The organism is Psychrobacter sp. Cmf 22.2 (assembly GCF_001921745.1).
GTDB lineage: Bacteria > Pseudomonadota > Gammaproteobacteria > Pseudomonadales > Moraxellaceae > Psychrobacter.
In genome coordinates this window covers 14,162-26,471 of sequence record NZ_MRYA01000004.1, presented here as the reverse complement: position 1 = coordinate 26,471, position 12,310 = coordinate 14,162, and the positions used below count along the sequence as shown (strand labels likewise).

The 12,310-nt window shown below is 40.9% G+C and carries 11 protein-coding genes; 5 read left to right on the top strand and 6 right to left on the bottom strand.

Annotation, left to right across the window (positions count from 1 at the left end):
- Positions 1-79: 79 nt before the first annotated feature.
- Entirely contained in the window at positions 80-1,225 is a 1,146-nt protein-coding gene (locus tag BTV98_RS08810) for an AI-2E family transporter (RefSeq protein WP_058368057.1), read from the bottom strand.
- 767 nt (positions 1,226-1,992) lie between these two features.
- Between BTV98_RS08810 and BTV98_RS08805 the strand changes: the two genes are divergently transcribed.
- The gene (locus tag BTV98_RS08805; protein WP_075103421.1) at positions 1,993-3,684 is read left to right on the top strand and encodes an NAD+ synthase; all 1,692 of its coding nucleotides are present in this window, start codon (positions 1,993-1,995) and stop codon (positions 3,682-3,684) included.
- Positions 3,685-3,935: 251 nt separating this feature from the next.
- On the top strand, positions 3,936-5,210 hold the full coding sequence (locus BTV98_RS08800; RefSeq protein ID WP_058368046.1) for a hemolysin family protein: 1,275 nt from the start codon (positions 3,936-3,938) through the stop codon (positions 5,208-5,210).
- An 80-nt stretch (positions 5,211-5,290) separates the two neighbouring features.
- Here BTV98_RS08800 and BTV98_RS08795 read toward each other — a convergent pair whose 3' ends face one another.
- Complete coding sequence (locus tag BTV98_RS08795) at positions 5,291-6,016, bottom strand: YggS family pyridoxal phosphate-dependent enzyme (protein WP_058368045.1); 726 nt, start codon at positions 6,014-6,016, stop codon at positions 5,291-5,293.
- A gap of 316 nt (positions 6,017-6,332) precedes the next feature.
- On the opposite strand from BTV98_RS08795, the gene BTV98_RS08790 reads away from it, so the two are divergent.
- Positions 6,333-7,388, top strand: a complete 1,056-nt coding sequence (locus BTV98_RS08790; RefSeq protein WP_058368044.1) for a type IV pilus twitching motility protein PilT — start codon at positions 6,333-6,335, stop codon at positions 7,386-7,388.
- 84 nt (positions 7,389-7,472) lie between these two features.
- Positions 7,473-8,594 carry a PilT/PilU family type 4a pilus ATPase gene (locus tag BTV98_RS08785; protein ID WP_075103420.1) on the top strand — a complete coding sequence of 374 codons (1,122 nt, stop codon included), beginning with the start codon at positions 7,473-7,475 and terminating at the stop codon, positions 8,592-8,594.
- 91 nt (positions 8,595-8,685) lie between these two features.
- Here BTV98_RS08785 and fur read toward each other — a convergent pair whose 3' ends face one another.
- On the bottom strand, positions 8,686-9,120 hold the full coding sequence (gene fur, locus BTV98_RS08780; protein ID WP_058368042.1) for a ferric iron uptake transcriptional regulator: 435 nt from the start codon (positions 9,118-9,120) through the stop codon (positions 8,686-8,688).
- Positions 9,121-9,401: 281 nt separating this feature from the next.
- On the opposite strand from fur, the gene BTV98_RS08775 reads away from it, so the two are divergent.
- Positions 9,402-9,836 carry an outer membrane protein assembly factor BamE gene (locus BTV98_RS08775; protein ID WP_082637948.1) on the top strand — a complete coding sequence of 145 codons (435 nt, stop codon included), beginning with the start codon at positions 9,402-9,404 and terminating at the stop codon, positions 9,834-9,836.
- A gap of 26 nt (positions 9,837-9,862) precedes the next feature.
- Here BTV98_RS08775 and BTV98_RS08770 read toward each other — a convergent pair whose 3' ends face one another.
- The 3 genes from BTV98_RS08770 to BTV98_RS08760 form a co-directional block, all read right to left on the bottom strand.
- On the bottom strand, positions 9,863-10,231 hold the full coding sequence (locus BTV98_RS08770; protein ID WP_227511684.1) for an RnfH family protein: 369 nt from the start codon (positions 10,229-10,231) through the stop codon (positions 9,863-9,865).
- Entirely contained in the window at positions 10,219-11,376 is a 1,158-nt protein-coding gene (locus BTV98_RS08765; protein ID WP_058368040.1) for a hypothetical protein, read from the bottom strand. Before BTV98_RS08765 ends, BTV98_RS08770 begins: the two co-directional genes overlap by 13 nt.
- 144 nt (positions 11,377-11,520) lie before the next feature.
- On the bottom strand, positions 11,521-12,189 hold the full coding sequence (locus BTV98_RS08760; protein ID WP_058368039.1) for a cytochrome c: 669 nt from the start codon (positions 12,187-12,189) through the stop codon (positions 11,521-11,523).
- Positions 12,190-12,310 lie beyond the last annotated feature (121 nt).

The following is a 12,310-nucleotide window of genomic DNA, read 5'->3' as shown; positions in this document are numbered from 1 at the left end:
CTCGATTAATGATAGATAAATAATGTTGGCATACGCCATTAGACTGTTAGATAAGTAGCAATACTGTCTGACAAACAATTCAACTTTTTGTATTCTTTTTTATTTGGTCATCAAAGTCTAACAACATCTGATTGTCTACTAACGTTACCTCTTTTGGCGCAAAAATCTCATCTCTATGCTGAGATATCCATTCACGCCATACAGCAAGTCCGATGGCTAGCACTACTGGTCCAATAAACAAACCGACAAAACCAAATGCGGTAAGACCACCTAATACACCGATAAAAATGATGATAAAAGGGATTTTGGTCGCGCCACTAATCACAATTGGACGAATCAAATTATCCACCCAACTAATGACTAAGATACCCCATAATGCTAAACCTATACCTTCTGTTGTATGTCCTTGACTCAGTAGCCAAAACGACACTGCGCCCCACGCAAACGGCGTACCAAAAGGGATTAACGCAATCATAAAAGTGACAATAGTTAACAAGATAGGACTTGGCGCCCCTGAAAAATAGTAACCAATGCCTGCAAGCAGCGCTTGCGCCAATGCTGTCAGACCGATGCCGTACACCACTGCGCGTGTCGTTGTACCTACCGAGTCAATATAACCGTCGATTCGATTGCCAATGACGTTGCGTAGGGCCTGGCGAATCTGACGTATCAAGCTAGTCCCGTCACGATAGAAGAAAAACAATGTCATGAGTGCCATACCAAGCTTAGCTAAAGTGCTGAGCACCACGTCTAGGGCTACTTTGCCATAGTATAAATGCGACTGAATCCAAGCACGAAAAGCTTCAAGCGTGCCTTCAGGGTTTTTGTTAATTTGCCATAATATATCTTTGATCTGCTGACCGATAACGGGTAAATCTTTGAAATAATCGGGTACATCGAGGTAGCCTACCTTCACACGGTAGATTAAGTTGCTATAAAGACTAAGCGCCTCTTGTTGCAAAATAAACACCCCTATTACCAGTGGCACTCCAATAATCAACGAGATACTTACCGTCATAATGCCAGCGCTAAAGTCTGGACTGAGTCGGACTTTTTCATGAAAAAAGGTATAAATTGGAAAAGTCACGTAGGCCAAAATCGCGGCCCATAAAGCTGGTACAATAAAAAACTGTACTACCTGAAAGCACAGTATAAATAACATCACCAATAATGTGATAGCGAGCAGGCGTTGAATGACTACTTCTTTTGTCCAGTTTTCAATCATAACTTTTAAACCAAGCATTGACAGCAAAAACTTAACGAGCTTTTACTGCAAAATCTGTAAATGAGTAGACATCAGCTTATAGATGAAGTCTACAAACTATATCCATATATAAAAGCTTTGTTTCATAATTTTGTTTAATAAGTTTAAGGGTTCTCAAACTCCTGCTTTTGTTCTTTATGCTGTCAACTATATCCTATTAACAGCTTAATAACTTATGTACAACAACAAATAATTTATTGATTAACCTTGCTGACCTAATATCATCAACTTGGTAAAAAAACTTAATTAACGTCCATCATTATGCAATAACGTCCCATGAATAAACAATGATGTGTTGTAATTTTTACTTACAATTTCCTCTTTATTTACCGAAAAACTATCGTTTATGAGATTTATAGCAGATGATATTTATGACCTGAACGTTTAGACAACTGAGTAGTCATCTATAAAGGTAAATCACTGCTACATTCTCGTAGGCTATAAAATTGATGTTATACTAAAGCTATTAATTTATTTTTAACAATACTATGTAGATTTTTCGGACAATATTCTGTCTAAGCGTCAATATCGTTGATCATATAAGATCGATTCTTAGTATTGATTGATTAATACTGTTTATCTGAAACCATTAGCATACAGTCTAATAATTGAGACGAGATGCTTGAGCAGACTATAACTGCTAGCACCGTTCTATAGATACAGATACTTTATTTTGGGCTTATAACAGCTCTCCAATTTTCATTGATATACTTATAGGAACAATAACAATGTCAAAAGACACTGATAACTCTAATCTGACGGCAGGAAACCCTGCCAGTACGACCAATGCACCTTCAAATAATGTTACCTTCGCTTTAGCTCAATCACACTTCTTGGTAGGGGATATATCCGTCAATGCTGACAAAATGCGTCAACTTGCCATTCAAGCGCGTGACCAAGGCGCTGATGTTATTGTCTTCCCAGAACTGGCTTTATTGGGCTATCCTCCGCAGGATTTACTGCTACGTCCAAGCTTGTCTGGGCGTATCAAAAGCGCATTATCGGCTTTGAGCGATATTCAAGATATTGTTATGATTGTCGGCTATCCACATGTTGATCATCATGGCACCTTTAACTCAGCCGCTATCTTGCATAATGGTCACCAAAAAGGTTTTTATCATAAGCAGTTTTTGCCTAATTATGGAGTATTTGATGAGCGCCGTTATTTTGATAAAGGCCGCAATCAAGTGTTGTTTGATTATAAAGGCATCACTATCGGGCTACTTATCTGCGAAGATCTATGGGAAAAAGAACCCATTGCAGATCTAAAACAGCAAGGCGTCGATATCATTATCAGTCTCAACGCTTCTCCATTTGAGATAGGTAAGCAAGATATGCGTAAGACCATGCTGACTCAGCGTAGCCGTGAGCATCAAGTGCCAATTGTTTATGTGAATGCGGTGGGTGGTCAAGATGACTTGGTATTCGATGGTGGTTCTATTGTGGCCCAAGCCGATGGCTCTATCGCTCATGAAGCTTCGCGTTTCTTAGATCAATTGATGCTGGCGACCTTGAACGTTGATAGCGGCAAATTTGACACTCAAGAAAAAGCGCCACTCACACTGAGCCGTGAGTCAGAGATGTACCAAGCACTAGTCGTTGGACTACGTGATTATGTCAAACATTCAGGATTTGGCGGCGTACTTGTTGGCTTGTCAGGCGGTATCGATTCAGCCTTGACTTTGTGTATCGCTGTAGATGCTTTGGGTGCAGACAAAGTCTATGCTGTCATGATGCCTTATGAGTTTACTTCAAAGATAAGCTTAGAAGACGCTCAAGCACAAGCACGTCGTCTAAATGTCTCTTATACAGTCTGCCCTATCTTTGATGCTGTCGAAGGTATTCGCCATACATTAGCGCCATTATTTAATAAGTCACCAGCTGATACCACTGAGGAAAATATCCAAGCACGTGCGCGCGGCGTTATCTTGATGGCGTTGTCTAATAAGTTTGGTCATTTAGTCATTACGACTGGCAATAAGTCTGAGCTAGCCGTCGGCTACTCTACTTTATACGGTGACATGGCTGGCGGCTTTGATGTACTAAAAGACGTTTATAAATCACAGGTTTATAACTTGGCAAGCTATCGTAATCGTTTGGAGGATACACCTGTGATTCCTGAGCGGGTCATCACTCGTCCGCCATCAGCTGAGCTACGCCCTGATCAAAAAGACCAAGACAGCCTACCTGATTATGATGTGTTAGATGGTATCTTAACCTTATATATCGACGAAGATATGGGTTATCAGGCAATCGTTGATAAAGGTTTTGATGCCGAGATGGTCGCCAAAACGATCAAAATGGTGGACAATAGCGAATACAAACGTCGTCAGTCGCCGATTGGTACTAAGATCAGTCAAAAAGCCTTTGGACGTGAGCGTCGTTACCCATTGGTCAATAAATGGTCAATCGATAACTAAAAGTTTATTGGTTTTACTATTTGGTTTTGATTATACCTTTATATTATTATGTTTATTATTAGCTGGGCACTTCTTGTCCAGCTTTTTTATTAGCAGTACACGAAGTCTTAGTATGGTTATTTGCTTTATTTATATACGTAATAGCATGTATCCAATATCTACTCTATCAACGTATAAACCATACTTAGTACGACTTATAGTGCTACCCTTTTATATATTTCCAAACCTTTCTACCTTTCTTTGAGTACTTCATGAGTTTGCTAACCGCTAGTATCTGCCTTCTTTTGTTGCTTGCCCTAAGCGCTTTTGTTTCTGCTGCCGAGATTGCCATCGCAGCTGGACGCAAAATTAAACTACAAATCATGGCAAAAGACGGAGAAGTCCGAGCACTTGATGTCCTACACATGCAAGACAATCCTGGTAGCTTTATCACTGTGGTACAAGTGGTTTTAAACGCCGTCGCTATTTCAGCTGGTGCAGTGGGAGAATCAGCTATCAGCCCTTATTTACATCTTTTGTTTAATAATGAGGCCATAGCATCGATTGTCTCTTTTGTCTTGATTACAAGCTTGTTCTCTTTGCTGGCTGACCTGATGCCCAGACGTTTGGCAATGTCTAGTACTGAGATTATAGCCGTGCGACTCGTACGGCCAATGATGCTTTTGATTTTTGTATTCAAACCCATCATCTGGGTATTTGATGGTGCGGCAAACGTTATTTTTGAGGTACTTGGTATCTCTACTGCGCGTCAAGATGATATGACGCCAGAAGATATTTATGCCGTTATGGATGCTGGGGCCGAAGCTGGCGTGTTAAAAAAGCAAGAGCATCATCTGATAGAAAATATCTTTGAGATGCAAGAGCGGACAGTCACCTCGGTGATGAATCCACGTGAACATATCGTCTACTTCGATACCAAAACAAGTACCGAAAAAGTGGTCGAGACCATGATCGAGCAACCTCACAATAAGTTTTTGGTTTGCAACGATGATGACTTAGAGAATATCGTTGGTTATGTAGAATCTCGTAGCTTTTTAGCATTAGTCCTGAATCAGCAAGAGGTTAGTTTAACCAATAAAGCATTACTAAAGCCGGCCCTCTTCGTTCCTGATACTTTGTCTTTGTTTGAAGTGTTAGAGATGTTCAAATCTACTGGTGCTGACTTTGCTGTCATCGTCAATGAGTATGCAATGGTCGTTGGCGTCATTACGCTTAAAGACGTGATGAGCATTGTCATGGGCGAGCTTGTTACTTTAGAAGATCAACCTATTGTCCAGCGTACTGATAACTCTTGGTTGATTGACGGTATGACTCCTATCGAAGATGTGGTCCGTGCTTTAGACATCGTGAACCTACCGCGCAATCAAAACTACGAAACCATCAGTGGTTTTATGATGTATATGCTGCGAAAAATACCCAAAAAAACCGATACCATTGAATACGCCAACTATCGGTTTGAAATACTAGATACTGATAAATTAAAAATCAATCAGATGCTAGTGACCAAACTTGAAGAAACTGCATAAAAAATCTGCAATAAAAGCCTTTCTTTAAGATAACGTTGTACGATCCAAAACACGGATAGTGAGAGAGCAAGTATCTTAGGTCAGTCTCGTGCACCAAATATCGCTGTGCCAACGCGCACCATCGTGGAGCCGTTGCCAATAGCGGCTGTCATATCATTACTCATACCCATACTAAGCGTATCCCATGCTTTTAGTTCTGGATATTCTCGCTTTACCTTTTCAAATAACAGTTTGGTGCGTTTAAAAGCATCTGTGTCAGATTTGGCAGGAATAATCATCAAACCGCGTAATTGTAAGCGCTCATAGTCCTTAATAGCTGCTAGTAAGTCGGGCAAATCTTTAGGATGACAGCCTGACTTACTCTCCTCATCATCTATATTAAGCTGTATCAACACATTCAGTGGTGGCATGTCTGCTGGACGCTGATCGTTTAGACGTTTTGCAATGATGTCACGCTCAAGCGTTTGTACCCAATCGAAGTTTTCGGCAATATCGCGAGTCTTATTACGCTGAATATGACCAATATAATGCCATACGATAGAGACCGCATCAGGTTGATCTTGTAGAGCCTTGATTTTTTCAACGGCTTCTTGCAGATAGTTTTCACCAAAATCCCGTTGTCCTTGCTCGGCCAATATAGCGATCATATCAGCGGGCTTGGTTTTTGAAACTGCAAGCAATGTGACATCGGACGCTGGTCTAGTGCTTGCTTCTTGCTCCTTTACTAAGTCATTTGCCTGTTCGCATGCTTTAGTAATCTGTTTGTTAACCTGCTGCCAGTTCGCAATCAAACGATTATCATTCATATCCTACCCTTGCTGTTATATTCATTGTTACTGAAAACCTTAATTAAAAATGCTTGATAAAATTTTCTTAAGAAAATTAAGCCGTTAATCGTCATTATTTACATTTAATCTGTTTCTTTTATGATAGAAATTGACTATTATTGTTATTAATTTGTTACTTTAGCTCGCTTACACTGCTAGAGTAAGTATGAGCTGTAAATAAAGTAAGACTAGTGTTATTAGTTTCTTAATAACATTATTAAACTTAGAACAATATCAACATATAATCATTTTATTGCTTGTTTTTTACTGTACTGCTGGATAGGAACGTTCGACCATGGCTGAAAAAAGCAACTTAAGCATCGAAGATCTGCTGCGATTTACTGTGAAGCATAAAGCGTCAGATCTACATCTATCAGCTGGAATGCCCGCCGTTATTCGAGCCGATGGCGAAATCACACGTATTAATATGCCTGTTATGAGTCATCAAACCGTGCATCAGCTAATTTATGACATTATGAATGATAAACAGCGTGCCGACTTTGAGGAATTTTTTGAGACTGACTTCTCATTTGAGATTCCAAATCTAGCACGCTTTCGGGTAAATGCTTTTAATCAAAACCGCGGTGCTGGCGCTGTCTTTCGTACCATTCCTTCAGAAGTTCTCACTTTAGAAGACTTAGGAATGGGTGATGTATTCAAACAAGTTTCGAGCTTTAAACGTGGCGTGGTGCTAGTAACAGGGCCGACTGGTTCTGGTAAATCTACCACTTTAGCGGCAATGATCGACTATATCAATGATACACGTAAAGAGCATATTTTAACCATCGAAGACCCTATCGAATTTGTTCATGCATCAAAAAAAAGTCTTATCAACCAGCGTGAAGTCCACCGTGATACGTTAGGTTTTGAGCCTGCTCTACGCTCTGCACTACGAGAAGATCCAGACGTTATCTTGGTTGGTGAGTTACGCGACCTCGAAACCATTCGTTTGGCTTTAACCGCGGCCGAAACTGGTCACTTGGTGTTTGGCACTTTGCATACTAGCTCTGCTGCGAAGACAATTGACCGTGTGATCGATGTTTTTCCGGCTGCTGAAAAAGATATGATTCGTGCAATGTTATCTGAATCGCTACAAGCCGTTATTTCACAGACTTTATTACCAAAGCAAACAGGCGGACGTGTTGCCGCTCACGAAATTATGCTCGGTACACCGGCCATTCGCAATCTCATACGCGAAAACAAGATTGCCCAGATGTATTCTGCTATTCAGACTGGTGCTGGTGACGGCATGATTACACTTGACCAAACTCTCAAAAACTTAGTCAGCAAAGGCACTATTAGTAAAGACGTCGCTCGTCCTTATGCCAAACAGCCTGAAGCATTTATATAGTACTGGTACGACTCATTTATTTTTACGTTATTTTCAATACTTTCAACTTATTCTTTGATAACTCACTTTTAACTTGGATATGATATGGACTTCGATAAATTACTGCAACTCATGGTTAAAAAGAACGGCTCTGATTTGTTTATTACAGCTGGCGTCGCTCCTTCTATGAAAATAAACGGCACTATTTGTCCTGTAGGACAAGCGCCATTAACTGGTGAGCAAACTCTGCTTTTGGTCAAAAGTCTTATGACCTACAATCAGCAAAAAGAGTTTGAAGACACCAATGAATGTCAGTTTGCTATCTCAGATAAATCACAATTAGCACGTTTTCGAGTTAGTGCTTTTATGCAGCGTGATATGGCAGGCATGGTTTTACGAAAAATCGAAAACAAAATTCCAACGGTTGAAGAGCTGCGCCTGCCTCCTTCGCTAAAAGAGTTGGCAATGAAAAAGCGTGGTATCATCTTATTAGTCGGTGCTACAGGGACAGGTAAATCAACCACACTTGCTTCTATGATCGGTCATCGTAACCAAAACTCTCATGGTCATATTATTACTATCGAAGACCCCATTGAGTTTGTACATCAGCATAAAGGCTGTATCGTTACGCAGCGTGAAGTTGGTGTCGATACTTTATCATTTGAAGCTGGGCTAAAAAACACCTTGCGCCAAGCGCCTGATGTCATCCTTATTGGTGAAATTCGTAACCGTGAAGTGATGGACTATGCGATTCAATATGCTGAAACAGGACATTTGGTTTTTGCAACATTACACGCAAATAATGCCAACCAAGCTATTGATCGTATCATTCACTTCTTTGAAGCCGATCGCCATAATCAATTATTTATGGATCTATCGCTCAACTTACAAGCCATTGTCGCGCAGCAGCTTATCCAGACTCCGGACGGTAAAGGCTACCGTGCAGCGATTGAAGTGTTGCTTAACTCACAGCTGATTAGTGACTATATCCGTAAAGGGGAGCTACACGAAATCAAAGAGGTAATGACGCGCTCACGTGATAGCGGTATGCAAACCTTTGATCAGGCCTTGTTCGATCTATATGAAAATGGTGACATTACTTACAAAGATGCGATTAAACATGCTGACTCACCAAATGATTTACGTCTTAAGATCAAACTAAACAGTAAAAATGGCAGTAAAGACATTGAAGAAAACGCCAGCAGTTTATCTTTAAACATTAGCTAATAATCAGTGATTGATGTTACAAACCAATCACACAAACAAAAACAGCTCTCAATTTGAGAGCTGTTTTTTTAGTTAAATCCATATCTATTTATTATTTTGCACTGTCTTTGCATTCTTGATTATTGCAAATTCCATATAACACTAATGAGTGCCCAGACAGTTTGAAGCCATGTTCTGCTGCTACCCTTAGCTGCTCTTCTTCAATGACTTCATTGTGAAACTCAATAATCTTCCCACAAACATCACAAACCAGATGATCATGATGCTCTTCTTGAGTAATTTCAAACACTGACAAATTGTTTTCAAAGTTATGACGTTCGACAATACCTGCTTGCTCGAACTGCGTCAATACTCGATAGACTGTTGCCAATCCCACATCTTCGCCTTGCTCAATGAGCGCCTTGTATACCTCTTCTGCACTCATATGATGCAGCTCTGCTCTCTCAAGTAGCTCTAAGATTTTAATACGCGGCAAAGTTACTTTTAATCCTGCTTTGCGTAAATCTTGGTTGGTAAAAGAAGCCATAATATCCCTTCTGACTGTTAAGTCTTAACAAATAAAAACTAAAAAATAGCTATAGCGAATTAGTAGTTAGGACGTGTCCCCATTTAAAAGTAATGATAAAAATGAGATAAATTGCAGCTATAAGCTTATGAATTGACACTATAAATTACTGAGTATATCAGGTAGCATTTGGTAAATAATGTCGTAAGTGGTAGGCAATTGCAAGTAAATGACGTATCATTTGTCCAAGATTGCCGGCAAGACCTGCATGAGATGTATTTAGCCGCGCCCAACCCATTTTTGTGAGCCATCTTACCATGATAAAGCTATTAAACCGTTTTCCACTTGGCCATCAATCATCTAACTATTCAGCCAATCTGCGCAAAGTTATGATTACTGCAACTCTTGGCGTCACTGTCGCCCTATCGGGTTGCTCACTATTTAGTGTTTATAGAATTGACTTACCACAAGGTACGCCAATCACTCAAACTCAAGCACAAAAACTACAAGTAGGTATGAATCAAAACCAAGTATTGTACATACTAGGCAGTCCTGCTATCAAAGACACATTGGCCCCCAATCGTTGGGATTATATCTACGACTACCAAGCAGGTACAGAAGGCGAGCGCAAAGGCATTACAGATGTCAAAAATGCCAGCCAGCATTTGATTGTCTACTTTGATGCCAATGGTATTGTCACTCGTATCGAAGGTATAGAAACCTTACCTCAATCTTAGTCTGAGCTAGAGACAGTCTTAGACCATTACTTTTGCTTTTTCTTATCACGTTTTTTGCGCTGAGACATGGGATCAGCGCTTAAGCTACGGTATACCTCAATGCGATCTAACGGTTGTAATATATAGCTTATAGGCTGCTTTTGTGCATAAATGCCTACATGCCAGCGCTTGGCAGTAGGGGTTGTCATACCTACTACCTGCTTACACCATAAAGCCAAGTTAGGAAACTGAATTAACCAGCCTGCCTGTTCTAGTGCTTCATATAAAGTCGTACCTTCAGCGACTTGCAATGTCATATAGTGCTGATGTTTTACATCTTCAGCATAAGCCAAATGTACTGTTATCATGGCCGACGTTTGGGAAGATTTAGCCGTATTCTCTATCAACTCAGCCACAGCATCATCCAACCTACTAATGCTAAAATCAGTGCTAACGGTACAATGAGACGAATGGCTACGCGCCATAGGTTGTACGATGCTTCACTGCCAAAGTTTAAAGACTTACGCAAGTGACTGATTTTCATATGCCAACCAGCAAATATAGACAACACCAACACTGCAATGCTACTTACTATAACCAGTAGACCCACTAGCCAAGCTGTCGGTACTATTGTGACTAGTAATAAACCTACAATCAATGTAATAACTAAGCTTACTACTAGACCAAATTTATGTGCCAGCTGCTGGGCACTATAATACAATAAATAGCTTGCCACAAATAACACACCTGCATGATATAGCAGCTGTCCAATGGGCGGCAGTGTCAAACCACTACTAAATAATGCAACAACACCGATAACCAGCTGTAGTACCCAAATAGGCAGCACCAGCTTAGCAGCATGGTAGGTATGAGGCGTCTTAGTTGAATGTAATTTAGTAGAGTGTGACTTGGTGGCATTGAGACCGTCTGGCTCTATTGCAGTTACTGTCTGCTTTGTGACTAAATGCTGACCAAACCAGTATAATCCAGTACCCGCTCCTACACTGACCAACGCCAGTGCAACCGCTCGTGCCCACTCAGTTAAGTTGATGTTAGTCACGGCAAATTCAACTTGCGGCAGTCCATTTGTCAAACCCATCACCAAGCCTACGACCATCAAACCCAAACCTATTGGTAGAGGCGCAACACCAAGCAAACTTAACAATACTGCAATCACCATCAAGCCGCCAGCGACCGCAAAAACTGGCAAGCTTGGCGCACTATTAAGCTCAGTCAGCGCAGATAACAGTCCACTACTTGCTCCAGATATAGCAAGGGCAGCGATAGCAATCGCAACTACCGCTGTCAACCAACCAAAGCTACGCCATAATGGACTAGCATCAGCTTCGCGAGTAAGCTTTTGCATGCCTGCTAAAGGCGCCTCAATACTGCGATACGCTAAAGCAATCTCTGCATAAATAACGGGCAACGAAACCAATACCATCGCAAATAGCCATAGTAACCAAAAGTCTATCTCACCAATTGAAGTGGGTGTAAACCAGCGAAAAAGCAGTAGTGGCAACAGTGCTGCCATAAAATAAGAAGCATAGCGGACCATCATAATCTCAATCCAAACGATCTAAAGTGAATAACAATAGGCAATTATACAGACCAATGAAGAGGGCTGTATTTATTTATACGATATAGGGACAGGCAGCTATAAAAAAACCCCGAAAACGGGGTTTAATGATTAGCTAAGCGGCGCTTAATGAACAGCGCTGATATAATCTGACAAGATACGAATGTCACGATCTGATAGTCTCGCTGCTACTGTCTGCATCATACCCATCTCGCCTTCTTTGGCTGCATCATTGACACGTTTTTGATCTTCGCTTGCAATATCATCCACGCGGCCTGCTGCACGGAACAGCTTTAGCTGAGTAGCAATATATTCAGCATGCTGTCCTCCCAAACGTGGGAAAGCTGCAAACTCGTTACCAGCAGCATCTGGACCATGACAACCAGCACACCCAATCACACCGCGTGACTTATCACCACCCAAATAAAGCTTGGTTGCTTCTTGATTGGTTGCAGGATTACCAAAGCCTACACCCCAAGGTGCCTGCTCGGCATAGTAACCTGATACATCAGCAAGATCTTGCTGAGACAAGTTGGCAACTTGGGACTGCATGATACCGTTTTTACGATATCCAGATTTAAAATTGACCAATTGCTTATATAGATACTTTACATTTTGACCGCCAAGATTTGGCTGAGCTGGTACGACACTCACTCCGTCAACACCGTGACAAGCGGCACATACCGTTTCTGCAATTTGTTTACCCGCATTAGCGTCATATTCAGGAACAATAATAGCAGCTTGTACGCTGAAACTTGCAACACATAAGCTGGCGGCAGCGATTAACTTTTTCATTGATACAGATCCTACTAACTCGCCGTAAGCATTAACTTGATTGATTGTATTAACATAACACTCACCAAATCATACAAGCGCGTCTATAGCTTGACAGAATCAATCATGCGATTTGAGGTGT

Bases quoted from the DNA above. Each gene is read 5' to 3' on its own strand.
- BTV98_RS08810 (WP_058368057.1), bottom strand. From the start codon at position 1,225: ATGATTGAAAACTGGACAAAAGAAGTAGTCATTCAACGCCTGCTCGCT.
- BTV98_RS08805 (WP_075103421.1), top strand. From the start codon at position 1,993: ATGTCAAAAGACACTGATAACTCTAATCTGACGGCAGGAAACCCTGCC.
- BTV98_RS08800 (WP_058368046.1), top strand. From the start codon at position 3,936: ATGAGTTTGCTAACCGCTAGTATCTGCCTTCTTTTGTTGCTTGCCCTA.
- BTV98_RS08795 (WP_058368045.1), bottom strand. From the start codon at position 6,016: ATGAATGATAATCGTTTGATTGCGAACTGGCAGCAGGTTAACAAACAG.
- BTV98_RS08790 (WP_058368044.1), top strand. From the start codon at position 6,333: ATGGCTGAAAAAAGCAACTTAAGCATCGAAGATCTGCTGCGATTTACT.
- BTV98_RS08785 (WP_075103420.1), top strand. From the start codon at position 7,473: ATGGACTTCGATAAATTACTGCAACTCATGGTTAAAAAGAACGGCTCT.
- fur (WP_058368042.1), bottom strand. From the start codon at position 9,120: ATGGCTTCTTTTACCAACCAAGATTTACGCAAAGCAGGATTAAAAGTA.
- BTV98_RS08765 (WP_058368040.1), bottom strand. From the start codon at position 11,376: ATGATGGTCCGCTATGCTTCTTATTTTATGGCAGCACTGTTGCCACTA.
- BTV98_RS08760 (WP_058368039.1), bottom strand. From the start codon at position 12,189: ATGAAAAAGTTAATCGCTGCCGCCAGCTTATGTGTTGCAAGTTTCAGC.